Origin of the sequence: Pseudomonas cavernicola (assembly GCF_003596405.1) — a bacterium.
GTDB classification, from domain to species: domain Bacteria; phylum Pseudomonadota; class Gammaproteobacteria; order Pseudomonadales; family Pseudomonadaceae; genus Aquipseudomonas; species Aquipseudomonas cavernicola.
On sequence record NZ_QYUR01000006.1, the window covers coordinates 980,950 to 1,003,730 of the forward strand.

The window sequence follows — 22,781 nt, forward strand, 5'->3', positions numbered from 1 at the left end:
CATGCCCGCGATACGCCTGACACTGCCAGCTCCGGCAAAGCTCAACTTGATGCTGCATATCCTCGGCCGCCGCGCCGACGGCTATCACCAACTGCAGACACTGTTTCAGTTCCTCGACTACGGCGACGAACTCAGCTTCGCCCTGCGCGAAGACGGCGGAATCCATCTGCACAGCGAAATCGCCGGCGTCCCCCATGACAGCAACCTGATCGTCCGAGCTGCGCGCCAACTGCAACAGCAAAGCGGCTGCCAACTCGGCGCAGATATCTGGCTGAACAAGCGCCTACCCATGGGGGGCGGCATCGGTGGTGGCAGTTCGGATGCGGCGACCACCCTGCTCGGCCTCAACCACCTATGGGACCTGGGCTGGGATGGAAATCGCCTAGCCGCAGTGGGTCTCGGCTTGGGCGCTGACGTGCCAGTTTTCGTCCACGGCCACGCCGCCTTCGCCGAGGGCGTTGGTGAATGTTTGACCCCGGTTGAGCTAACCGAACCGTGGTTTCTCGTGGCCGTACCGCAAGTATCTGTCAGCACAGCAGAAATTTTCTCAGACCCGGAGTTGACACGTGATACTCCGGCGATTACATTGTCGGCCGTTCTCGAGCGGGGCGGTCGAAATGACTGTCAGTCGGTGGTCGAGAAGCGTTACCCAGAAGTTCGTAACGCTTTGATCTTGCTAAACAAATTTGTTTCAGTTAGATTAACCGGCACTGGTGGTTGTGTTTTTGGGAGCTTCCCTAACAAAGCCGAAGCTGATAAAGTCGCGGCCCAACTTCCAGCCTCCCTGCCAGGGTTTGTTGCCAAAGGTAGTAACATTTCGATGTTGCACCGCAAGCTACAAAGCCTGTCCTGAGAAACGGATGCTCGGCATCCAGTTGCAACATTACAGGGGCGTCGCCAAGCGGTAAGGCAGCAGGTTTTGATCCTGCCATGCGTTGGTTCGAATCCAGCCGCCCCTGCCATTTTCTATACTCATCCAGGTATACCCTCAGCCGGCAGGTACTGCGCGTGTCCAAGATGATGGTCTTTACGGGGAATGCTAACCCCGATCTGGCGCGACGTATCGTACGTCAGCTGCATATCCCCCTCGGCGATGCCTCTGTTGGAAAGTTTTCCGACGGCGAAATCAGCATTGAGATCAACGAAAACGTCCGCGGCAAAGACGTCTTCCTGATCCAGCCGACATGCGCGCCAACCAACGACAACCTGATGGAACTGGTGGTGATGGCCGACGCCTTCCGCCGCTCCTCGGCTTCTCGAATCACAGCGGTAATCCCCTACTTCGGTTATGCACGCCAAGACCGCCGCCCGCGCTCTGCACGTGTAGCCATCAGCGCCAAAGTGGTGGCTGATATGTTGACCGTCGTTGGCATTGACCGGGTTCTCACTGTCGATTTGCACGCCGATCAGATTCAAGGCTTCTTCGATATTCCCGTGGATAACATCTACGGCTCCCCGGTCCTCGTGGATGACATCGAAGATCAGCGCTTTGAAAACCTGATGATCGTCTCCCCGGATATTGGCGGCGTGGTGCGCGCGCGCGCCGTCGCGAAATCCCTTGGGGTTGATCTGGCGATCATCGACAAGCGTCGCGAGAAAGCCAACCACTCCGAAGTGATGCACATCATCGGCGATGTCGAAGGCCGTACCTGCATCCTGGTCGACGACATGGTCGACACCGCTGGCACACTTTGCCACGCGGCAAAAGCCTTGAAAGAACACGGCGCAGCCAAGGTATTCGCCTACTGCACCCACCCTGTTCTCTCCGGCCGCGCCATCGAAAACATTGAAAACTCCATGCTCGATGAGCTGGTGGTGACCAACACCATTCCGCTATCTGCAGCCGGGCAAGCCTGCAAGCGTATCCGTCAACTGGATATCGCGCCGGTAGTCGCTGAAGCGGTTCGCCGTATCAGCAATGAAGAATCGATCAGCGCGATGTTCCGCTAAGGGCTAACCCCCTGGCCACATAGCGCAGAACGAAAAGCGCCCCGCCTCGTGCGGGGCTTTTTGCCGAATCGCCCGAGCGCCGGTCGCAAGCGCTACGGGCGTTGTCGTTTATATTGGAGATACACCATGAATGAATTTACTCTGAATGCCGAAGCGCGTTCCGACCTGGGGAAAGGTGCGAGCCGCCGCCTGCGTCGTCTCGCCAGCCAAGTTCCTGCCGTGATTTACGGTGGCGAGCAAGCTCCGCAATCCATCAGCCTGCTGGCCAAAGAAGTGGCCAAACTGCTGGAAAACGAAGCAGCTTTCAGCCACGTGATCAGCCTGACCGTTGACGGCAAAGCCGAAAACGTTCTGATCAAGGCCCTGCAACGTCACCCGGCCAAAGGCCACGTGCTGCACGCTGACTTCCTGCGCGTTGTCGCCGGCCAGAAGCTGACTGCTCACGTACCGCTGCACTTCATCAACCAGGAAACCAGCGTTGCCGTTAAGCAACAAGGTGCTGAAGTTTCCCACACCGTTGCTGAAGTCGAAGTTTCCTGCCTGCCGAAAGACCTGCCGGAATTCATCGAAGTCGACATGGCTAAAGTCGAAATCGGTCAAATCGTTCACCTGTCCGACCTCAAAGCACCAAAAGGCGTTGAGTTCGTTGCACTGGCTCACGGTAACGACCTGGCTGTTGCCAACGTCCACGCTTCCCGCGTAGCTAAAGAAGAAGGCGCAGCCGAGTAATTACTCGCTTCGTCTGAGGAAGGGCTCCTGTCGTGACTGCCGTGCAACTGATCGTCGGCCTGGGTAATCCAGGCGCTGAATACGAACAGACCCGGCATAACGCAGGGGCCCTTTTTGTTGAGCGCCTGGCAGCGGCCCACCGGGTCAATCTAGCTGTAGAGCGCAAGTTTTTTGGCCTGACGGCAAGGTTCAGCCACCAAGGCCACGACATTCGTCTGCTTATCCCGACTACCTTCATGAATCGCAGCGGCCAAGCCGTAGCGGCGCTGGCGAGTTTTTACCGGATTCCGGTAGAGGCCATTCTGGTAGCGCACGACGAACTCGATTTGCCGCCCGGTGTCGCCAGGTTCAAACAAGGCGGCGGCCACGGTGGGCACAACGGGTTGCGCGACATCATCGCCCAATTCGGCAATCAGAATACCTTTCACCGCCTGCGGCTCGGCATCGGCCACCCGGGCGACAGTAGCAAGGTAACTGGCTTCGTCCTCGGCCGTGCACCACGTGCCGAACAGGAAAAGCTGGATGCCAGCATCGACTTTGCCCTCGGCGTGCTGCCGGAGGTTTACGCCGGGCATTGGAACCGTGCGATGAAACTCCTGCACAGCCAGAAGGCCTGAATACTCTTTTTAAGCGATTCATCTCCGCGAGGGATACACCATGGGATTCAACTGCGGCATCGTCGGCCTGCCCAACGTCGGCAAGTCCACCCTGTTCAATGCCCTGACCAAGGCCGGCATCAGCGCGGAGAACTTTCCCTTCTGCACCATCGAGCCGAACAGCGGCATCGTTCCGATGCCTGACCTGCGTCTCGACGCCCTAGCAGCCATCGTCAAGCCTGAGCGCGTCCTGGCAACGACCATGGAGTTCGTCGACATCGCCGGCCTAGTGGAAGGCGCTTCGAAAGGTGAAGGCCTGGGCAACAAATTCCTCGCCAACATCCGCGAAACCGACGCCATTGCCCACGTGGTGCGCTGCTTCGAAGACGAGAACGTGATCCACGTGTCGAACAGTGTCGACCCCAAGCGCGACATCGAGATCATTGATCTCGAACTGATCTTCGCCGACCTCGATAGCGTCGAAAAACAGATCCAGAAGGCTCAGCGCAACGCCAAAAGCGGCGATAAAGAAGCCGTCGCCCTGAAAGACCTGCTGGAAAAACTGCAAAACCATTTCACCGATGGCAAGCCAGCCCGCACCCTCCTGAAAGACCTCAGCGATGACGAAAAGCAGCGCATCAAGTCCCTGCACCTACTGACCGTAAAACCGGTGATGTACATCGCCAATGTTGCCGAAGACGGCTTCGAGAACAACCCGTTGCTGGACGTGGTTAACGCCATTGCCGCCGCAGAAGGCGCGGTCGTGGTACCGATCTGCAACAAACTGGAAGCTGAAATCGGCGAACTGGAAGAGGAAGAGAAAGCTGAGTTTCTCGCTGACCTTGGCATGGAAGAGCCAGGCTTGAACCGCGTTATTCGCGCCGGTTACCAGTTGCTCAATCTGCAAACCTACTTTACCGCCGGCGTGAAGGAAGTTCGCGCCTGGACCGTACGCATCGGCGCCACGGCACCGCAAGCCGCCGCAGTGATTCACACCGACTTCGAGAAAGGTTTTATCCGCGCCGAAGTGATCGCCTACGACGATTTCATCCAGTTCAAGGGTGAGGCCGGGGCGAAAGAGGCCGGTAAGTGGCGTTTGGAAGGCAAGGACTACATCGTCAAAGACGGCGACGTCATGCACTTCCGCTTTAACGTCTAAGCGCTTGATCGCGCGCATAAAATTTCAGAAGTTAAGCTTGACAGCCAAGCCTTACCAAAGAATAATGCGCGCCACTCGGCTACGTAGCTCAGCTGGTTAGAGCATAGCATTCATAATGCTGGGGTCCGGGGTTCAAGTCCCTGCGTAGCCACCAAACAAAACAAGGGTTTACCGAAAGGTAAGCCCTTTTTTGTTTGGGCGACAGACTACAAACAGACTACAGGCCGACCACCTAGCATCTTTTGCGGCTATCCCGTTCCCTAGCAACGGAACGGCAGCTTGGCCGGCAATGCGAGTCCTCACCCCCTACCACTTCATTGACTTGCTTTCCTTCCCGAAGCCAGTTAACGATCGCTTCTGCCTCCAGTTGTTCTTCTTCCGTATAGTCGTTCAGCAAGTACCGGACCTTTCCCTCGTACATTCGTCTTGCTAAATGTGGGGCTTCAACCTGTAAGCTCGGCCCCTTGGCCTCAAGAAGGACAAACTGCTCAAATTCAACCAGGGTCCCCTCTGCATAGGGATTCGCCCGCTTCTTCGGGTTGAGTCCGATCCAAGTGATCTTCCCGGCAATGCCATTGCTGCACGCTTCACTGCCAATCCCACCGATCCCGATTACGGCATCAAAATGGAGGTCACGAACCCTCCCCATGCAATCACGTACACCAAAGCGCCCCAGTTTATCGGGGTCGCCAGTATGAGTTCGCTTGTAGGTGAGTATGCGCATTAGAGCTCTCTAACCCTTAGGTGTGGTTTCAAGAGAGAACTATAGAATGGCCGCTCTGCGCCAAAGGGGAAAACTTGAGCGCGGATTCCAGGTGATCCGGTGACAGGTGCGCATAGCGCATGGTCATGGTGATCGAGGAATGGCCGAGGATTCGTTGCAGCCCGAGAATGTCCCCTCCCCCCATCATGTAGTGACTGGCGAAGGTATGCCGCAGGATATGGGTTAGCTGCCCTGGCGTATCGAAGCCACAGCGCTCATAACCGGCCAGCACTCCCACTGGCGCAGCCGCTCAAACGCCTTTTTTGCGCCCACCCGCTCCCCTGCCAGTAGGCTGACGAAGTTTCCCAAGAACAGTTCCACGTTCTTGCCGGAGAAGCCGCGAGACGTCTTGTAATAGCGCTTGTACTCAGTCTGACCCAGCAGGGAATCAACCGGCAGATCGACCCGCACGTCATCACGGATCAGCGTCCAGATCGGGGAAAAGTAGCCGGGGCGGGCCAGCAACTTGAATTGACTCAGGCCGTAGCGCCACAGGCCATCCAAATGGGCCGAGAAGGCGGCAAACGACTGGGTATCAATCATTTCACCGGAGGTCAGATCGACGGAGCCACTGGCGAATTGCTGGATGATTGAGCGGTGATAACGCAGCTCGACACGCCAGACGTCAGCCTTGGGATCGTAGTTGTTCGAGTCGCCTTCATCGAACGAATCACGCCGACGCCAGACGCTTTCCCAATAGTCGAGCTTGTCAGTGGGACGGGCCTGTTCGGTCTTGTTGTAGATGCAGAGCTGGACGCCACTGGCTGAGCCAAACATCGAGGTTTCGCCACGACCATAGACGCTGGATTTGGTGTGCCAATGCAGTTCGTTGATGCCGGAAATGTCCCGGTGCGTCCTGGCTTTGCAGTGCATGTGTGCCACCAGATCGGCAGGCGGTTGCCAGCCTTGCAGGTCTAACGCGAGGTGAACGGCGCACTGGTTGATATCCAGATGGGACAGTACCGCACGGGCGAACCTCAAACGGCAGGACAAGCTTGAAAGGGAAGCCAATCGAGGCGTCCGCAAGGTAAGCGCTCCATAAACCCCACCTACAAAAAGTAGGCGCCACTGACGAAGCTATGCTCCCGATTATTTTCAGGAGTAGCCGTCATGATGCGTCCCGACGCCAAGGTCGAAAAAGTCTACCTCTACCCCAAGCCGGTGGATTTCCGAAAGTCCATCGACGGACTGGCTGCTCTGGTTGAGTTGGATATCAAGGTGGCGGTGTTCGACCCGGTGCTATTTGTCTTCCTCAACAAAACTCGCAACCGAGTGAAGATATTGTATTGGGAACGCAACGGTTTCTGCCTGTGGCTCAAGCGCCTCGAGTCCGAACGCTTCAAAACTTCGCCCGAGCCCAGTGACGAAGCTATCGTGCTGACGGCTCAGGAGTTGAATTGGTTGCTGGACGGTTTTGATCTCTGGCGCAACCGTCCGCATCAGGTTCTGACGCCTAGATTTGTCGCGTAGTTGGGTATAATCCGGGCATGAATTTGATGCCCGAAAACCTCCCTGATGACCCCGTGCTGCTCAAGCAAATGCTGCTTGAAGCGCTTGGCCGTCAGGCAGAAGTTGCTCAGGCTTTTCAAGTTCAGATAGTCGATCTGAAAGAGCAGATCAAGTTGCTTCGCCAACGCTTGTTCGGACGTAAATCCGAGCAGTCAGTTGACTCAGCCACTCCACAGTTGGCCCTTTTCAACGAAGCGGAAAGTGTCGCCATGCCGGTCACCGACGAGACTGGTGAAGAGGAAGTCGTTACTCCAGCCACACGCCGTGGCAAGCGCAAGCCGTTACCTGCCGATCTGCCGCGCGTCGAAGTCGTCCACGAACTGCCCGAGCATGAACTGACCTGTGCCTGCGGTTGCCGCAAGCACAGCATCGGCGAAGAAGTCAGCGAACAGCTGGAGATCGTGCCGATGCAGATCCGCGTGATCAAACACATCCGCAAGGTTTACGCTTGCCGCGACTGCGAAGCTGCACCGGTCACCGCTGACAAACCGGCACAGCTGATCGAAAAAAGCCTGGCCAGCCCCAGCGTGTTGGCGATGCTGCTGACCACCAAATACGTCGACGGCTTGCCGCTGCACCGGTTCGAAAAAGTCCTGGGCCGTCACGGTGTCGATATCCCGCGGCACACCCTGGCGCGCTGGGTTATCCAGTGCGGTGAGCACCTGCAACCGCTGCTCAACCTGATGCGCGATCGGTTGCTGGCAAGCCCTGTCATCCACTGCGATGAAACGCGGGTGCAGGTGCTGAAAGAACCTGATCGAGACCCGACTAGCCAATCCTGGATGTGGGTGCAAACCGGTGGACCGCCAGATAAACCGGTGATCCTGTTTGACTACTCGACCAGCCGAGCGCAGGAGGTGCCGTCGCGCCTGCTCGAAGGTTATCGCGGCTACCTGATGAGCGATGACTACGCCGGGTATAACGCTTTGGGTGCGCAACCGGGTGTCGAGCGTTTGGGCTGCTGGGCCCATGCACGGCGCAAGTTCGTCGAGGCGCAAAAAGTACAACCCAAAGGCAAGACCGGTCGGGCCGATATCGCGCTGAACCTGATCAACCAGCTGTACAGCATCGAACGCGACCTCAAAGAGGTCGGTGATGACCAGCGACTGGCTGGTCGTCAGCAACACAGCCTGCCAGTACTGGAGCAACTCAAAAGCTGGCTGGAGAAAACCCAGCCGCAGGTCACCGCGCACAATGCCTTGGGCAAAGCGGTCAACTACTTGGCCAGCAACTGGAGCAAGCTCGAACGCTACGTCGAAGCCGGACATCTGCCCATCGATAATAACGCCGCCGAGCGCGCCATCCGGCCCTTCGTCATCGGCCGCAAGAACTGGTTATTCAGTGACACCCCCAGGGGTGCGACCGCCAGCGCCCAACTCTACAGCCTGGTGGAAACCGCCAAAGCCAACGGCCAAGAGCCTTATACGTGGCTGCGCCACGTACTCGAGCGCTTGCCACAGGCCACCTCGGTAGAGCATTACGAAACCTTACTCCCGTGGAACTGCACGCCAGAAATGCCACGGTAAATAGAAAGCCCATCCCTTAAAAGGTGGGGTTTATGGATCGCTTACTCCGCAAGACCATGAAGGAATGCATTAAACCGGAAAACGTCATTGATGATGACGTAAAGGAGTGTACAGAGGGGCTACGCGAAAAAACTTGGTAACCCCTACATCTTGAGAAACCGTGGTCTGCCCCCTAATACTGCGGTGGTCTGTCCCCTAATACTGCGAATATTCCTCTTGCCCCCGTAACGTAATAGCATTAAGCGGCAATGGAGCAGATAGTGAAATAACAATATTTTAGCTAACCCGGAACTCCTCAAGTTTCTTTATCAAAAAAACAAGATCAGCGGGCACTTCTTCGGGCTTGAATTCATCAATTATTTGCACATCAGTCAAACTAACGCCATACAAGCCTTGAACTTTGTCACGGAGCAATCGCAAAGTAGTTTTCCCTGGCACCACGTACATCCTCCGATTCAAGTCAGCCCAAATATCTTCAAATTCTTCTATTGCCACTTGACTAACCGTGCTTGAGTCAACACTCTTTCCTTTGCAATGATCTAAACGGCGAGCTATGTATTGAGACTGAGCAGGGACTTTTAGTGCCTTAGTTATTTCTTCAACCAATTCAGAAGCTGATGTAGCTTTGACCACCTCCGAATCTGCGCGCCTATTTCTCAGAACTATTTGTTTATCCAAAACCCTGTCTAGCACCTCAAGGTTCAAAAAGTAGTTTTCCATTTCTTTTCTATCATGAATATGCGCATGACTTAATTCCGCAACAAGATCAGACAATATTCCGTCCAGTTGCTCCTGACAGTAATAATCCCTGTCATAGATGGCGAATAATTTCATATTGACATCAATAGTATTTTTCACACCCCAAGCAAATGATTTAATTCTCTCCCAAGAAGAGAACCCTCCAGACTCGAAGGCCGTTAAGTCATTACCAGAAGATAGCTCTTGAAACCCTAGATTCTTAGCGAACCTCCTTATTGTTTTGTAATCACTCATTCCTTCTACAAATACGATTTTTTTAGTCCTTGCCAAGTGAGTAAGGGTTATGTTTTGCGCCGACCCTAGCGACTCAAGTGCAAGCTGAACACCCTCGATATCCTTAAGTCTTTTAGCTGATCGTTTACCCTTGTTGACTAGCAATATTTCAGATGGATCTGCCTCACCCATTATCTCAACGGAGTGCGTAGCCAAAATAACATCTGAAGACAGATTTCGAAGAATATTTAGAAGCTGCCTCTGAACGTCTGGATGGAGATATATTTCAGGCTCATCGATCACAACCAAGGTAGCAGAGCCAGCTCTAAATAAATGAGTAAGCAACTGACACCAAATTTGGAAACCAAAACCAGACCAGTAAATCTCTCTATCAATGCGGTTTTCAGAAACAAACATACTGAGCTTTCTATTAGAGGTATCCAACTCAGGCTTGCTGATGCTCATGCCAGGCCAAGTAGTAGAAACCATTTCTGAAAACTCAATCCACCCCTCATCAAAATAATGCCAATAATTCCTAAAATGCCTACATGCACGATGAGTATTTAACGAATGCTTTACTGTATCCTCATTTACGTAGGCCTCTTCATGCTCAAGAGGACCAAGCACTGGCACGACCTGTACACTAATAGGAAATTCAATTTTAAATTTTAAAGGTGTAGTTACATTTGACCCGCCTGTCTCCCAATGAAGAATACACCCACCCTCACTGGGGAAAAATAGGAAAAGTTTATTTCTATTAGTGAGTCTGAACTCGATCCTGCTATCGTCACCGTTATAATCAGTAGCAACATTTTCTAGAGATACACTTATCTGTTGCTCGGGAATTCTATGACCATACCCCGACCGGCCTTCTGGGAGAGGAACCCGCTCAGCTTTCAAACGTCTGGCTTTTTTCATCGCAACATCAAGAATGCGAAAAGCACTTATCACTGTCGACTTTCCAGCATTATTTGGACCAACTAAAATATTGGTCTCCTGAAAACTCACAGAGTAGTTCTCAAGCGCTTTAAAATTTGTGAATTTCACGGAGCTAATTCGAACTTGTGACAAGGGGCTTCTCCACTTCAATTAAAGATAACAGCTTTGCTTTCCGTGAAACGTCCTTAGCCCCATCTTCACGGAGAGTTTTTAAGGCGGCATAACTCTTCAACTCGGCAACGTCCCACGACACTTTGGATACAGCGAACATCCCCAAAACTCATTCCCAACATTCACACCACGCTTGGCAGTTCGCTTTTCCATTACGGAACTGCAAACTGGGCAAACCGGCTTAGTAGACTGTTGAATCGGAGCAGAAGGTTGTTGGATGGGCGCTGAAACGTTGGGCTTAGCAAGAGTGCTGCGGGTTGCTGCAATCCAACGCTTAAGCTCAGTGTTTTCCACAAGGCGAATATTGCGGCCACTGGCAAATGCCTTGGCATCGTCGGTAAAGGTGCCCGAGGTCACGACAAAGCCCCCTGCTGCCCCTTCTGCGGCTATCAGACCGAAGAACTCACGCACAACCGCGACACCGACCTTGGTGGCCTTCCATTGTTTGCACTGAACTAGGTGCTTCTCGGTGCCCTTGCGCAGAACTAGGTCAATACCGCCATCAGGGCCATTGCCACCGGTTTCCATAACGGTGAAGCCCTGACGACGGAAGGCTTCGCCCACGAGCTGTTCAAACTGCTGCCAACTAATGCCGTCAACGGTCTTGCCGGGCTTAGTGGCGGTTGCGACGTCTTCCATCAGCTTGCGGCGTTTTGCCCGGCCAAACACGGAGCCGATGGCACCAAAAACAAAGGCGGTAGGCACAACGTATTGAAGGAACATGGCGAGAGTTCGCCAAGCCTGCCCCGTTATTGCTGAGGCAAACTGCTTAGGATCTGTGACTGTCGGTGGTGGGCTTGTTGCAACCGAATGAAAGAACATCCAAGCCGCTAACGCGATCAGCAGGCTTACCCACCAGGGCAAACGGGAGGCTACAAAGATGAGGTCTTCGAAGGGCGAAGTTTTATTGCGGCGGGCCATCCCTGACTCCAACTGTTGCACGGGCACAAAGCCACTAGCGATACCGGATGATGCCGTAAAGGCAGGGACAGGGAAACCAAGGGGTGACTACATCAGGCCGTTTTTCTGGAAAGCTGTGTTTTGATGAGGATGGAGGTCGGCTGAAAGCCCCGTTTCATTGGCTTTCCTGGCTCACTGTGTAGCTGCACAGGTGATTCATAAATCCGAGCCGGTAAAGTGCCACCAGACCAACAAGAGACTCTAGCCACTTATACCAAGCCTCATCTCCTGCAGAAGCTCTGGGTAGTCGTTGCGGGTGTTGTTAACCTCGGTACTCACCGGGTATCCAACAAAGTCTTGCCGAGAGTTCGCCACCGCCTCACTGACGTCCTGAGCAGATGCGTTGGCCGAAAGCCATAGGTCGAACTGTTCGGGGGCCAGAACAACAGGCATGCGGTGGTGGATAGGATGGATAGTCGGGGCAGCGTCCTTAGTCAGTAACGCGCAAGAAAGCACATCCTGACCATCTGGCCCCTGCCAACTGGACCACAAAGCGGCGATGGCTAGCATCGAATCATCAGTGGGATGGATGTAGTACGGCTGATTAACCTTGCGCCCGGTCGGGCTGTGCGCGGGTTCGTGCTCGTTCCATTCGTACCAGCCCTGGGCGGGCATCAGGCAACGGTGGGAGCGGTAACTTTGCCGCCACATCGGTTTGCCGGCTGCTTCTTCACTGCGGGCATTGAAGGTCATGCTTGGCGGACGTTCACTCTTCCACCACCCAGGAATCAGCCCCCAACGCGCCGGTACAACCTCAACCGCTCCGTCCTCATCGCTCAGCACGATAGGAACCGTCATGGTCGGCGCCACATTGAAAACCCGCCGAATCCACCGCCCCGAGTTGCGCGCCCCGATATGCCAGTAGCGCTCCATCGCCGCTTCATCGGGAGCCACATATCGACCGCACATGAGTACCTCTAACGATTTACCTAGGGGTGACTATATCGACCTGTTTTTCTGGAAAGCTCTGTTTTGATGAGATTGAAGGCAGGCTGAAAGCCTCGTTTTATGGTAATGCCGTTCACTTAAGGTCTGTGCGCCTGACTCCCCTCTCCCGTTTTACGGGAGAGGGGCTGGGGGAGAGGGTGAATCGCGGCCAAAAGTGAATTCGATTGACCATGCTCCCCCCTCCCTAACCCTCTCCCCTGAGGGGCGAGGGGATAGAAAGCGCAGACGCATGCTTAAGTGAACAGCATTGCGTTTTATGGGCCTTTCTGGCTCAGAGTGTAGCCGCTCAGGTGATTCATAATTCTGGAGCCCTGGGTTCAAGTCCCTGCATACCACCAAACATAGAAAGGCTTGCCGCAAGGCAAGCCTTTCTATGTTTGGTGCTGTAATTACACTGCGGCTGCAGCCCCCTCCCCCACATTTAGCTTAACCCCTCCAGCCCCGCGCTGAGTGTTCTCTCGACAGAGGCATATCACCGAGACTCAGACGCGCCCTGCCTGGCTGGCTACGCCGAACTAAAGCGAAACGCGAGCAGTCCGCGCTTGGCGTTACAATCACCAATAAAGTGACTGAGCGCGTGTATACCGAGGGCCAAATCAAGGTGATGAAGATGGATAAGCGAACACGTCTCGAAAGCTTTAGTGCACGTGAAGATGACCTTCGAGAGCCGGATGAGCTGTATGGCATCGACCAGACCAGCAGGCATCAGCCACGCCAACGCAATCTTGCGCTGCAGATCGCCTTGGGTATCTGGCTCGGCGGCACGGCCTTGATGATCACGTGGTTCATCTTGAGCCTGCTCTTTGCCAACCTGGCTACGAATGTGCTGAACGGCAGCCTCACACCAAAATTTGGCAGCACCAGCCCGGCAAGCTTCCAGCCTGAGAGCGCTGCCCGCCCGCAGTTAGCGCAACTCGTCGAAATGCACCTGACCAGCTCAACCGGCGAGGCAGGAGCGGTATGAAAGAGCCCGCCTGAGTCGGATCAGAAGAGCCTCAGTGATCTGGAACGGCGGGGTTAACTGCCAGCGCATCAGACGTGAGTCAAAAAGGGTTTGGCGTAAGCCAAGCCTTTTTTCTTTAGCTGCGAGCCCTTTGCCTATGAGTCACAACGCAGCCAATACGCCGCTAGCGATGGTCACAGTCGTCTGCGTGCCGAAGTCGACGCGCCCCGCATCGCGCAGAAAAGCCTCTACCGCCGCCTCCAGCCGCTGTGCAGCAGACTCTTCGCCCCAACGGTGCCTGAGCAGCAGCGCGACGCTGAGAATCGCCGCCAGCGGATTAGCCCGGCCCGTGCCGGCGATATCCGGGGCACTGCCATGCACCGGCTCGGCTAGGGCGATACCCTCGCCCCAGTTCAACGATGGCGCCAACCCCAGGCCGCCGCTCCAGTGACAGGCAAGGTCGGAAAGAATGTCGCCGAACAGGTTGCTGGTGACGATCAGGTCGAAGTCTTCTGGGCGCTCGACCAATTGCAGCGCAGCCACATCCACCAGCCGTTCATCCACTAGCGCGCCCAGCCCCGCCGCTTCGAGCACGGCTCGGCAGCGATCACGGAATAGCCCGCAGGTCAGTGGCAGTACGTTAGCTTTGTGTACCAGGGTAATCCGGCTGGCCTGGCGCGCGCGTGCGACTTCAGCCGCACGCATGGCCAAACGCTCACTGGCGGCGGCGCTGATCACTCGTTCGGCGATAGCTACGCCTTCGGCCTCCCAATGCTCACGGCCGCTATACAACCCCTCACTGTTCTCACGCAGGATCAGCAAGTCGACAGCGGTTTTCGGCGAAACCACTGGCCAGCTGCGCACTGGTCGAAGATTGACGTTCAGAGCCAAGCGCTGACGCAGGGTGAGGATGGCGCTGCGATAGCCTGTCACCTGATAACTCGGTGAGGACACCGCACCGAACAGGCCCGCGCCGCACTCGCGCATAGTCGCCAAAGTCGACTCCGGCACCGAGACGCCGTGGAGCTGAAAACAGCCCCAGCCGGCTTCTGCCTCAACTATCTGCAAATTCGCTAGCAGCTTCTCCAGCACTTCAACGGCTACCGGCACCACTTCCTGGCCGATGCCGTCGCCAGGGATCACACAGAGTTTGCGCACCCGCTCACCTCAGCAACCGTAAGCCTTAACTCTGACCAAGGGGACGCAGGCGATATTGTGGCGGCAGTTGTTCCATGCCACTGACGGTAACGTTGAGGTTCTTCCACCGACCGTCCTTGATGCCGTAGATACAGCCATGCACCGAGAGTGCCTGACCACGGTGCCAGGCGTTCTGCACGATGGTGGTATGGCTGACGTTGGCGACCTGCTGGATCACGTTCAGCTCGCACAGCCGGTCGACCTGTTCCTCTTCCGTAGGGAATTGCGCCAGGTGCTCGCGGTGTTCGTAGTAGAGGTCACGGATCGTGCGGATCCAGCCATCAATCAACCCCAACTGTACGTCGCGCATCGAGGCGCGTACGCCACCGCAGCCGTAGTGGCCGGTGACCAGGATATGTTTGACCTTGAGTACGTCGACCGCGTACTGGATCACTGACATGCAGTTTAGGTCGGTATGTAGCACTACGTTGGCGACGTTACGGTGGACGAACAGATCGCCTGGCAACATGCCGACGATTTCGTTGGCCGGCACGCGGGCATCCGAGCAGCCGATCCACAGGTATTCCGGGGCCTGTTGCTTGGCCAACTTCTCGAAGAACTCCGGGTCTTCTTGCTTGATCGCCTCGGCCCAGCGCGCGTTGTTGTCGAACAGCTCTTGCAGGTCGCTCATCGGTTCCCCTCCTCTTCTGGCAGGCGCACCTTACGAAGGGTGCATGGCTTTGACAAGCCGTATGAGCCCGTGGGTCACAACAGCCCGGACATTGGTTGGCTGAAACCGCACTAAATCCCTAACTCGGCCCGCATTACCGCCAAGAGCTGGGGCAGGTCGAGGGGCGCGAGGAAAAAATCCACCACGTGCAGGCGCATTGCTTCAATCGCGTCCTCCACCCCGGCCTCACCCGACACCAGGATCACCGGCATCAGCGCCATTCCGGAATCACGCACCTGGCGAATCAGATCGAGGCCACTGCCCTCATTGCAGATGCGCAGATCGGTGATCATCAAGTCGATGTCCTTGTTCGCCCGCAGGGCCTCCCGTGCCTTCTGCAGGTTTTCGGCAATGAGATAGGCGATGCCCTCCTGGCGCAGCAACTCTACCAACTCACCCAAGGTCTTCTGAGCCCCCTCCACCAGCAGCACTTTGGGCGCTCGTGGGCTCTGCCCATCCATAGTCTCAGCCAGTGCGTCGATTTCATCCTGATTAAGGACAGCGTCCTGCAACATCCTTGTATCTCCTTCGCAACCTTTACGTCACTTCGTGCGACTTATCATTCTCCTCATCAAACTAAGCCTGTGCAGACGTATCGGCAACTGGCAGATCAACGCCGCTAGCGCCGCCGCAGCGGCCTGCTCAGTAACCAGAGAGTCAGCAGTATGCGCAGCAACAGCACACTGCTGACGCCCCATTGCAGCGGACCGGCGTTGCGATACAGATCGCCCGGGCGGTTGCTGCTTTTGTGTAAAGACTGAGGCCCGGCGCGAAAGGCGCCCTTCAATCGAACAGGGTGCAGGCCATGACCAGCGCATCCTCGCGCCCACCCGCTGCGGGGTAGTAGTCGCGGCGGCGGCCGATTTCGTTGAAGCCGTAGCGTTCATACAGGCGATAGGCAGATTGATTACTGGCGCGCACTTCGAGGAAGCACTCGCCCGCTTTCAGCTCGCAGGCCCGCCGCATCAAGTGCTCCAGCAGCAGCAGGCCAAGGCCGCGGCCCTGGCTTTGCGGTGCGATGGTGATGTTCAGCAGGTGCGCCTCATCGATGATCACATTGATCACGCCGTGACCGACTTGCTGCTCGCCTTCGAACATCAGCCAGCAGTCGTAGGACTTCAGGCCATCCAGGAAGATGCCACGGGTCCAAGGGTGGCTGAAGGCGGCGCACTCGACCCTCAGTACAGCGTCCAAATCCGCCTCAGTCATCGGGCGGAACGATATGGCATCATTCATTCGTAGACTCTACTTGCGACTGTTGCCAACGGCGCATCACTCGACGCATGGCTTGCCATAGCTCGGCCTTGCGGGCCGGTTCGTCCATTAACAGTTCCAGCCCCGGCAAGGCCCAGGCGCTGCCGAGCTCATCAATCTGCAGTTCGCGGTTATAGGCCTCGGCACCCGCTTCGCCGGCAAAGCGCACGGCAGGCAGGCCGACTAGCCAGAGGCAGGCGCACGCGCTCTCCTCTTCCAGACGAGCCGAGATGAAGCCCTGCACATACTCCAAGGCGGCTTGCGGACCCTGATCCAGATTGCCGCGCACCAGCAGCGGCCAGCGCACCGGCTCACCGATCAGTTGCGGGCTGTCCGGCAGACCAGCCGCGCGCAGCAGGTCTTTGAGCAGCAGGTAGGCAGGATCACGGGAGGTAAAAGGCTCTCCAGTGGGCAGCTCGACCAGTAGCACACACTGCCCGGCACGCAGCAGTTGCAGGGCAAAGCGCGGTGGCGGCTGGGGTACTGGCTTGGCAGGCGACGGCTCGGGGGCAGCCTCGTCAGGCACTTCCGGCTTGACGCTGACTCGAGGCACAGCGCTAGGTCGCGGCACCTCGACCTTCGGCCGCTCTAGCGCGAGCGGGTGCTCAATCGTCGTCGCAGGAGCAACTGCGGGCGCTACCGGCGCTACCTCCTCAAGCTCGAGCACTTCCCGCGCTGGCTCAAGCGGGGTCAGCAGCTCCGGGCGTGACGCAGCCGCAAAAGGCAACGCCACACGCGGCAGCCAGTTGGCGACCTGCATGGCACTCAGATAGGCACGACGACGCAGTTCAGGAATCAAACGCCAGCCACCTGTGGATGCGCCTTCGAGCCGCCGGCCTGCATCAGGTTCAGGGCGTTGATGTAGGCCTTGGCCGAAGCCACCAGAATGTCGGTGTCGGCACCGTTGCCGTTGACGATCCGCCCGCCCTTCTCCAGGCGTACGGTAACCTCGCCCTGCGAGTCGGTGCCCTCGGTGATGGCGTTGACCGAATACAGCTGCAAGTTGGCCTCGGAGTTAGCGATGGATTCGATGGCCTTGAAAGTCGCATCGACCGGGCCTGAACCCTCGGCACTGACGCTCTGCTCCTGGCCAGCGACACTGACCACCAGCGTGGCGTGCGGCACCTCGCCGGTTTTACTCGCCACTTCCAGATAGACCAGTTTGAAGTGCTCCGGCGCCTCGTCGGCCAGGGTGTCGGAGACCAGCGCCTGCAAGTCTTCGTCGAAGATTTCGTGCTTCTTGTCCGCCAGTTCTTTGAAACGCGCGAAGGCGGCGTTCAGTTCGGCCTCGCCGGCCAACTGGATGCCCAACTCTTCCAGACGAGTGCGGAACGCATTGCGCCCGGAGTGCTTGCCCAAGACCATCTTGTTGGTGTGCCAGCCGACTGACTGGGCAGACATGATTTCGTAAGTTTCGCGGTGTTTGAGCACGCCGTCCTGGTGGATGCCGGATTCGTGGGCAAAGGCGTTAGCGCCGACGATGGCCTTGTTCGGCTGCACCGGGAAACCGGTAATGCCGGAGACCAGCCGCGAGGTGCTGAGAATGTGCGGCGTGTCGATATTGGTGTAGACATTCAGCAGGTCGGCACGGGTCTTGATTGCCATGACGATCTCTTCCAGCGCAGCGTTACCGGCACGCTCGCCGAGACCGTTGATGGTGCATTCGACCTGCCGCGCACCAGCAACCACGGCCGCCAACGAGTTGGCCACGGCCAGACCGAGGTCGTTATGGCAGTGCACCGAGAACACCGCTTTGTCGGCATTGGGAACGCGATTGAGCAACTGGCGGATGGTTTCCGCGTACTGGTGCGGAATCGCATAACCGACGGTGTCCGGAATATTGATGGTGCGCGCGCCGGCGTCGATGGTGGCTTCGATGATGCGGCAGAGGAAGTCGATATCCGAACGACCGGCGTCCTCGCAGGAGAACTCGACATCGGCGCAGAGGTTACGCGCGCGCTTGACCGCTTTAACCGCCTGCTCGACCACTTGATCCGGCTGCATGCGCAGCTTGTACTGCATATGGATCGGACTGGTGGCCAGAAAGGTGTGGATACGCCCGGAATTGGCGCCGGCCAGCGCTTCGGCGGCGCGGTCGATATCGCCATCCACAGCACGCGACAGACTGCACACGGTGCTGTCCTTGATCGTGTCGGCAATCGCTTTGACTGCCTCGAAGTCGCCTGGGCTGGCAATCGCGAAGCCTGCCTCGATCACATCGACCCGCATCCGTTCCAGCGCCTTGGCAATCCGTAGCTTCTCTTCCTTGGTCATGGAAGCGCCAGGGCTCTGCTCACCGTCACGCAGGGTGGTGTCGAAAATGATGACGCGGTCGTTGCTGCTCATGCTCGGCTCCTCACTGCCCCACCATGCGTGTGACGGGGCTCAGGCAGATAGCGCCCGCTGACGGGGCACTCAATAGGGGAATTGTGGCGTGAAACGCAGCATACGGAAAGCCTGCAACGGCTTTCCGGCAGAACGCTCGCAGGGCGTGGCGACCCGGAGCAGGCTCAGGGGGCGGCGAAAATGTAGAGATTACCGTGCAAACGGACATCGCCATTGGTCTGATAGGTCAGCAGATCCGTCTGTTTGAAGCCCGCACCACCCGACGCGGCGCTGTTTGAGCCAGCCAAGGTGAAGCGGGCATTGGCGAAGTTCGCATCGGTCAAGCCCAGACGCATGGCGGGGGCATTGAAGGCCGCACCATCGCCGCCGTAGCCGCTGTCGATGGTGACGATGTCGAAGCTTAACCCCTCGAAACTGAAGGTGCCGCGGATATTGTCCAGCACGATGAAACTTGCGCTTTTGGCCGGTTTTATCGCCAGCCGCGTGCCGCAACCGCCCGGGCAGCGAGTCTGCCCTGGGTTCGCGGCAAAATTCAAGCTGGCGCTCATGCTCAGCCCCGCCTGCCCGCTAACACCTTGCAGCTCCTCTTCGCCCAGCGGGCGCAATTCGGCCGATGCCAGCGAAGCCCAGGCCACCAGCGCAACCACCGTCACTTTACCGAGCATCATGGATCTCCTCATCGCGGCAGGTTCACCGTGCGCATATTCAGGTAATCCACCCGCATGCCGCGGACGACTTGCGAGCCGAGGTCGACGCCACCAATATTCAGGTTGCCGATGCTGACATTGCTTTTCGGCACCTGCTGGTAGAACGCCTGGTGGTTGGCCCAAGTAACGCCGGGCAGGGATAGGCCCAGGTCGCCCTCGGCCAGCACCGACAGGTTCAGCGGCTGCAAGCTGGCCTGGCCAAGATTGATGTCGAAGTAGAGATTCTTGGCCACCGCGCGATTGGCATCGGTGCAATTGCGACAGACGCCGATGACCAGCTTGTCGGCATACATCTGCAGACTGGCCTCGCCTTGCAGCCCGGCGCTGTCGCCCCACAGATTGAGGTAGGCGCCGTTGAGGGTGAAACCTTCCAGATTGATCGAAAGGAAATCGGTACGGCTGGTGGTGGCGCCTTTGACGATATTGCCGTTGCCATCCGCGCTGTAGGCGACGCTGGGCAGGTTGAAGGTGGCCTCTACACCGATATCCAAGCCTTTGACCCGAGTGCCGCCAGATTGCAGGGCCGAAGCAACCAACACCACCACCTGTTTGCCATTCTCGGTCTTCTTGATGCTGCCACCCGCGCAGATAGGCGACTGGGCGGTGGGCACTCCGCACAAGGTGCTGAATTCGTTGTAATCGCTGACCCGCTGGGACAAGGTCAAGCTACCGTCATAGCGCTTGACGTTCCAGGCTTCACCCAGCTGCTTCTGGGCATCGAACAGCTCAGTACTGGCCGTGTTGTAAGGATCAATTGAGTTGTTGTAATTCTTGACGGCCTGAGGGCAACCGAAAACCGAGCAATAATAAGTCTCGCCTTGTGCTGGCTTGTTGTACCAGATCAACCCACCCCGATAGCTGCTAGGAGCCGCAGCATAGGTCGAATTGAAGGTATCTCTTGCTGCTTGATAAGTGACCGTGCGCGTCTCGACCAGCTGTTTTTTCTGGTTTACCAGCACCATGTCCGCATCGATATCCTGCTTCAGCGTCATGAAGCCGACCGCCTGATACTTCGCCAGCAATGCCGAGCTAGTGGCTTGCAGAAGATCCAGTTGGGCCTGCACTGCAGCGACCGCCTTATTCGCATCGGTACAGCCGGGCTCGCCATAGAGGCAGCCCTGGTAATAGGCCCACATGCCGTATTGCTGGGTATCGTTGAGCGGGTCGGTGTAGGTCGGCGTGTGCAATTGCAGTGCTTGGGTTCCCGCCGGCAGAGTAGGTGCCGCGGCACCGCTGACCACTTTCAAGGTGAAAGGGTGCCGCGGCGTACCGATGGTGGCCTCGGCATCCACAGCGCCGCGCTGGCTGCCCACTCCCTTGATATAGGCACGCTCGAAGTCGATTTGCAGCGGATTGCCCTGGCCGTCCTTGAGGCCGCTCACGCGCGCGGTGGCCGAGCCCTGGTCGTAATAGAACTGGTCGAGGAAGAAACCCACGCCCGCACCGCTAACCTTGCCCATCTGCTCGTCACTGAGCACCTCCATGGCCGAAGCACCGGCGAGCCACACACTCAAGCCCAGCCCCAACACAGCACGCAGGCTCATGCTCAGCACCCCGAGGCCTGGGCGCCGACGCAAGTCGGCAAACGGGGAGTACCGCGTAAGGCTTCATACAGGTTGATCATGAACGGGTAGAGCGCGGCGGCGCCCTCCCCGGTCTTGGCGAAGTTAGCGAAGGCGCCGGATTGGGTGTTGACGAACTTGCCGGCATTGGCCAGATCCTGCCAGGGCACATTCTGATTCTGCATGGAGAAAAAGATGCCCTGGGCGCCGCCTTGGGTGATGTCGGTCTTGGTGGGGTCACCGACAAAAATGCTCTTGTAGTTGAGTAGTGCGAAACAGGTGGTCAAGCCCAACGCCTGGCAGTTTTCGGACTTCGACAAGCTCGGAATCAGAGCGGCTATCAGACCCGTCTCATCGGTCTGCAGCGACTGCCCTTTGGGTATGCCGATATGGGTCGCGCGGTTGATCGGCTGACCATTAATGGTGGTTTCACCGGTTCCCTCCTGCAACAGTTCCACGTCGGCATACACCTCCGTGTCACCAGCCAAGGATAGGGCGATACAGTCACCCCAGTTAGCAATGCCACAACCTTTGGTCTCCTTGTAATACTCGTAAGCGATCGAGGCCGGCCCATAAATTCTGCCCTGCATCACCCCGCTCAGCGAACGGATATCGCCAGACAGGTCGCCCCGCGCGCGACCGAAACCGACCCGCACACCGGCCACCTCACGTACGCCCTGGGCATTCACTTTGAAGGCGAACTCAAGGTAAGGGTCGCGTATCTGAAAAGGCACGATAGTGGCATTGGACGAATTAGCGTTGTCCACCCGGCCGAGGGCGAAGTTGTCGATCAAGATATCCGCTGGCTGGGTGGACGCGGTTCCACCACCGCTGCGCGAGTAATTGCCCAGGCGCAACTCATCGATATTGGTCAACAGATCGATATCGGAACCCAGATTCACCCGGGTGTACTCAAAACCGCCGTAGGTCAGGCCGTCCATGGTGATCAGCGCCTGCCCGGTGATTGCCGACAACTCGCTATCTTCCAGCGCTTCCAGCCTGGCCTGGGCCTGAGTGGTAGTTAGCAGACCGGCGCAGAGCAGCGCGAGGGCCTGCGTGGCGAAGCGGGGGGTCGGGCGCATGGCGAGTTCCTTATTCTTATAACGGCCGAGCGCCGAAGGCTCGAACCCTTGTCGCCACTATAAGAAGCTCAGGGGCGGAAAGGCCCGACCCATAGTCGAGAAAAGTACACCAACTACTTACCCAGCCCACGAGCGACTGCCGATGACTGTTACCCAAGGTCACACTGCCGTAACGCCAGTCGTCAGCGCTGGCGAAACAGACCGAGCAGGTGATCGGCGATGGCGCCTTTGATCGCATTGATGCTGAACTGGGAGCTGTGCGCCAGCTTGCTGGGATTGATCCGGTGCAGGTGCAACGATGGCATGCGCACCTCGTACTCGCGCAGGTCACCCTTGATCAGCACCGGCAAAAAGCACTCGCCCCTGGCCTGATATCGCTGGATCAGCAGCTTGAGCCCGTCCTGGAACGGCAGCTCCTTGGAGGCGACCAGCCGGTGCTCGCCCGGCACCTTCATATACAACCCGGTATAACCCATGGTCTCCCCCGGCAGGATGTAAACCCCGGTCGGCTCCACGGCATCCGCCGGAATGTCATTGAAGGTGTCGTGCCAGGCCTGCTCGTCCGGCAGGATGGTGATGCTGCCATGATCCGCCTCAGGCACCACAAAGCTGTAGTTGCTGTAGAGCTTTTCAACATGGCCGGAGTAGATGCACAGGCGTTTTTCGAAACGCAGCAAAAAGGCGATCGCCTCACGGCGGTCGGTAATCGCGTCCAGATCCCAGTCAAGCTCGCTCTGACGTTGCAATTCGGCCCAACGGGCCTCGGCATAAGCGGCGGTAGTGGCTGACATAGGCTCG

General features: G+C 57.3%; 22 protein-coding genes, 2 tRNA genes and 2 pseudogenes. 10 read left to right on the plus strand and 16 right to left on the minus strand.

Features of this window, described 5'->3' with window-relative positions; genetic code table 11:
* The first annotated feature begins 1 nt into the window (after window position 1).
* From ispE to D3879_RS20780, 7 genes are all read left to right on the plus strand, one after another.
* On the plus strand, window positions 2–853 hold the full coding sequence (gene ispE, locus D3879_RS20750) for a 4-(cytidine 5'-diphospho)-2-C-methyl-D-erythritol kinase (protein ID WP_119956121.1): 852 nt from the start codon (window positions 2–4) through the stop codon (window positions 851–853).
* Window positions 854–887: 34 nt separating this feature from the next.
* Window positions 888–962, plus strand: a tRNA-Gln gene (locus D3879_RS20755).
* 46 nt (window positions 963–1,008) lie between these two features.
* Window positions 1,009–1,950: a ribose-phosphate pyrophosphokinase gene (locus tag D3879_RS20760; protein ID WP_119956122.1), complete on the plus strand. Its 942-nt coding sequence runs from the start codon at window positions 1,009–1,011 to the stop codon at window positions 1,948–1,950.
* Window positions 1,951–2,076: 126 nt separating this feature from the next.
* On the plus strand, window positions 2,077–2,679 hold the full coding sequence (locus D3879_RS20765) for a 50S ribosomal protein L25/general stress protein Ctc (protein ID WP_119956123.1): 603 nt from the start codon (window positions 2,077–2,079) through the stop codon (window positions 2,677–2,679).
* Window positions 2,680–2,711: 32 nt separating this feature from the next.
* Window positions 2,712–3,296, plus strand: a complete 585-nt coding sequence (gene pth / locus D3879_RS20770; protein WP_119956124.1) for an aminoacyl-tRNA hydrolase — start codon at window positions 2,712–2,714, stop codon at window positions 3,294–3,296.
* A gap of 40 nt (window positions 3,297–3,336) precedes the next feature.
* Window positions 3,337–4,434 (plus strand): redox-regulated ATPase YchF, encoded by a 1,098-nt coding sequence (ychF, locus tag D3879_RS20775; protein ID WP_119956125.1) that lies wholly within the window; start codon window positions 3,337–3,339, stop codon window positions 4,432–4,434.
* Window positions 4,435–4,511: 77 nt separating this feature from the next.
* Window positions 4,512–4,588, plus strand: a tRNA-Met gene (locus D3879_RS20780).
* A gap of 78 nt (window positions 4,589–4,666) precedes the next feature.
* Here the strand turns inward: D3879_RS20780 and D3879_RS20785 are convergent.
* The 3 genes and pseudogenes from D3879_RS20785 to D3879_RS20795 all read right to left on the minus strand — a co-directional run.
* Window positions 4,667–5,158, minus strand: coding sequence for a hypothetical protein (locus D3879_RS20785; RefSeq protein WP_119956126.1), 492 nt, complete (start codon window positions 5,156–5,158; stop codon window positions 4,667–4,669).
* A gap of 28 nt (window positions 5,159–5,186) precedes the next feature.
* Window positions 5,187–5,417: pseudogene (locus D3879_RS20790) on the minus strand (tyrosine-type recombinase/integrase); the annotation flags it as partial.
* Window positions 5,414–6,142 (minus strand): annotated as a pseudogene (locus D3879_RS20795) (hypothetical protein); the annotation flags it as partial. The pseudogenes D3879_RS20795 and D3879_RS20790, both read right to left, overlap by 4 nt.
* A 165-nt stretch (window positions 6,143–6,307) precedes the next feature.
* Between D3879_RS20795 and tnpB the strand changes: the two are divergent.
* Both tnpB and tnpC read left to right on the plus strand, forming a co-directional pair.
* Window positions 6,308–6,667, plus strand: a complete 360-nt coding sequence (tnpB, locus tag D3879_RS20800; protein ID WP_238474286.1) for an IS66 family insertion sequence element accessory protein TnpB — start codon at window positions 6,308–6,310, stop codon at window positions 6,665–6,667.
* A gap of 17 nt (window positions 6,668–6,684) precedes the next feature.
* Window positions 6,685–8,232 (plus strand): IS66 family transposase, encoded by a 1,548-nt coding sequence (gene tnpC / locus D3879_RS20805; protein WP_119956127.1) that lies wholly within the window; start codon window positions 6,685–6,687, stop codon window positions 8,230–8,232.
* A 276-nt stretch (window positions 8,233–8,508) separates the two neighbouring features.
* On the opposite strand, the gene D3879_RS20810 is transcribed toward tnpC, so the two are convergent.
* From D3879_RS20810 to D3879_RS20820, 3 genes are all read right to left on the minus strand, one after another.
* Window positions 8,509–10,251 (minus strand): ATP-dependent nuclease, encoded by a 1,743-nt coding sequence (locus D3879_RS20810; RefSeq protein WP_177412464.1) that lies wholly within the window; start codon window positions 10,249–10,251, stop codon window positions 8,509–8,511.
* A gap of 120 nt (window positions 10,252–10,371) precedes the next feature.
* Window positions 10,372–11,235, minus strand: a complete 864-nt coding sequence (locus tag D3879_RS20815; protein WP_119956129.1) for a restriction endonuclease — start codon at window positions 11,233–11,235, stop codon at window positions 10,372–10,374.
* 240 nt (window positions 11,236–11,475) lie between these two features.
* Entirely contained in the window at window positions 11,476–12,183 is a 708-nt protein-coding gene (locus tag D3879_RS20820) for an SOS response-associated peptidase (protein ID WP_119956130.1), read from the minus strand.
* Window positions 12,184–12,799: 616 nt separating this feature from the next.
* Between D3879_RS20820 and D3879_RS26720 the strand changes: the two genes are divergently transcribed.
* Window positions 12,800–13,186, plus strand: a complete 387-nt coding sequence (locus D3879_RS26720; RefSeq protein ID WP_177412465.1) for a hypothetical protein — start codon at window positions 12,800–12,802, stop codon at window positions 13,184–13,186.
* Between the two features lie 141 nt (window positions 13,187–13,327).
* On the opposite strand, the gene D3879_RS20830 is transcribed toward D3879_RS26720, so the two are convergent.
* The 10 genes from D3879_RS20830 to D3879_RS20875 all read right to left on the minus strand — a co-directional run bounded on the left by D3879_RS20830 (window position 13,328) and on the right by D3879_RS20875 (window position 22,774).
* Window positions 13,328–14,323, minus strand: coding sequence for an isocitrate/isopropylmalate dehydrogenase family protein (locus D3879_RS20830; RefSeq protein ID WP_119956131.1), 996 nt, complete (start codon window positions 14,321–14,323; stop codon window positions 13,328–13,330).
* Between the two features lie 25 nt (window positions 14,324–14,348).
* Window positions 14,349–14,993, minus strand: coding sequence for a carbonate dehydratase (can, locus tag D3879_RS20835; RefSeq protein ID WP_119956132.1), 645 nt, complete (start codon window positions 14,991–14,993; stop codon window positions 14,349–14,351).
* Window positions 14,994–15,103: 110 nt separating this feature from the next.
* Window positions 15,104–15,547 (minus strand): response regulator, encoded by a 444-nt coding sequence (locus D3879_RS20840; protein ID WP_119956133.1) that lies wholly within the window; start codon window positions 15,545–15,547, stop codon window positions 15,104–15,106.
* Window positions 15,548–15,815: 268 nt separating this feature from the next.
* Window positions 15,816–16,268: a ribosomal protein S18-alanine N-acetyltransferase gene (gene rimI / locus D3879_RS20845; protein WP_119956134.1), complete on the minus strand. Its 453-nt coding sequence runs from the start codon at window positions 16,266–16,268 to the stop codon at window positions 15,816–15,818.
* The gene (locus D3879_RS20850) at window positions 16,261–17,085 is read right to left on the minus strand and encodes an energy transducer TonB (RefSeq protein ID WP_119956135.1); all 825 of its coding nucleotides are present in this window, start codon (window positions 17,083–17,085) and stop codon (window positions 16,261–16,263) included. The genes rimI and D3879_RS20850 overlap by 8 nt, the downstream gene beginning before the upstream one ends.
* Window positions 17,082–18,632, minus strand: a complete 1,551-nt coding sequence (locus tag D3879_RS20855; RefSeq protein WP_119956136.1) for a 2-isopropylmalate synthase — start codon at window positions 18,630–18,632, stop codon at window positions 17,082–17,084. Before D3879_RS20855 ends, D3879_RS20850 begins: the two co-directional genes overlap by 4 nt.
* Window positions 18,633–18,796: 164 nt before the next feature.
* Window positions 18,797–19,300, minus strand: a complete 504-nt coding sequence (locus D3879_RS20860; RefSeq protein WP_238474288.1) for a DUF6160 family protein — start codon at window positions 19,298–19,300, stop codon at window positions 18,797–18,799.
* 8 nt (window positions 19,301–19,308) lie between these two features.
* Window positions 19,309–20,883, minus strand: a complete 1,575-nt coding sequence (locus D3879_RS20865) for a hypothetical protein (protein WP_119956138.1) — start codon at window positions 20,881–20,883, stop codon at window positions 19,309–19,311.
* A gap of 2 nt (window positions 20,884–20,885) precedes the next feature.
* A complete protein-coding gene (locus D3879_RS20870) occupies window positions 20,886–21,983 on the minus strand; it encodes a DUF6160 family protein (RefSeq protein WP_119956139.1) in 1,098 nt (365 codons plus the stop codon).
* A 182-nt stretch (window positions 21,984–22,165) separates the two neighbouring features.
* The gene (locus D3879_RS20875; protein WP_119956140.1) at window positions 22,166–22,774 is read right to left on the minus strand and encodes a hypothetical protein; all 609 of its coding nucleotides are present in this window, start codon (window positions 22,772–22,774) and stop codon (window positions 22,166–22,168) included.
* Window positions 22,775–22,781 lie beyond the last annotated feature (7 nt).

Bases quoted from the DNA above. Each gene is read 5' to 3' on its own strand.
- ispE (WP_119956121.1), top strand. From the start codon at position 2: ATGCCCGCGATACGCCTGACACTGCCAGCTCCGGCAAAGCTCAACTTG.
- D3879_RS20765 (WP_119956123.1), top strand. From the start codon at position 2,077: ATGAATGAATTTACTCTGAATGCCGAAGCGCGTTCCGACCTGGGGAAA.
- ychF (WP_119956125.1), top strand. From the start codon at position 3,337: ATGGGATTCAACTGCGGCATCGTCGGCCTGCCCAACGTCGGCAAGTCC.
- D3879_RS20785 (WP_119956126.1), bottom strand. From the start codon at position 5,158: ATGCGCATACTCACCTACAAGCGAACTCATACTGGCGACCCCGATAAA.
- tnpB (WP_238474286.1), top strand. From the start codon at position 6,308: ATGATGCGTCCCGACGCCAAGGTCGAAAAAGTCTACCTCTACCCCAAG.
- tnpC (WP_119956127.1), top strand. From the start codon at position 6,685: ATGAATTTGATGCCCGAAAACCTCCCTGATGACCCCGTGCTGCTCAAG.
- D3879_RS20815 (WP_119956129.1), bottom strand. From the start codon at position 11,235: ATGGCCCGCCGCAATAAAACTTCGCCCTTCGAAGACCTCATCTTTGTA.
- D3879_RS20820 (WP_119956130.1), bottom strand. From the start codon at position 12,183: ATGTGCGGTCGATATGTGGCTCCCGATGAAGCGGCGATGGAGCGCTAC.
- can (WP_119956132.1), bottom strand. From the start codon at position 14,993: ATGAGCGACCTGCAAGAGCTGTTCGACAACAACGCGCGCTGGGCCGAG.
- D3879_RS20840 (WP_119956133.1), bottom strand. From the start codon at position 15,547: ATGTTGCAGGACGCTGTCCTTAATCAGGATGAAATCGACGCACTGGCT.
- rimI (WP_119956134.1), bottom strand. From the start codon at position 16,268: ATGAATGATGCCATATCGTTCCGCCCGATGACTGAGGCGGATTTGGAC.
- D3879_RS20855 (WP_119956136.1), bottom strand. From the start codon at position 18,632: ATGAGCAGCAACGACCGCGTCATCATTTTCGACACCACCCTGCGTGAC.
- D3879_RS20860 (WP_238474288.1), bottom strand. From the start codon at position 19,300: ATGATGCTCGGTAAAGTGACGGTGGTTGCGCTGGTGGCCTGGGCTTCG.
- D3879_RS20865 (WP_119956138.1), bottom strand. From the start codon at position 20,883: ATGAGCCTGCGTGCTGTGTTGGGGCTGGGCTTGAGTGTGTGGCTCGCC.
- D3879_RS20870 (WP_119956139.1), bottom strand. From the start codon at position 21,983: ATGCGCCCGACCCCCCGCTTCGCCACGCAGGCCCTCGCGCTGCTCTGC.
- D3879_RS20875 (WP_119956140.1), bottom strand. From the start codon at position 22,774: ATGTCAGCCACTACCGCCGCTTATGCCGAGGCCCGTTGGGCCGAATTG.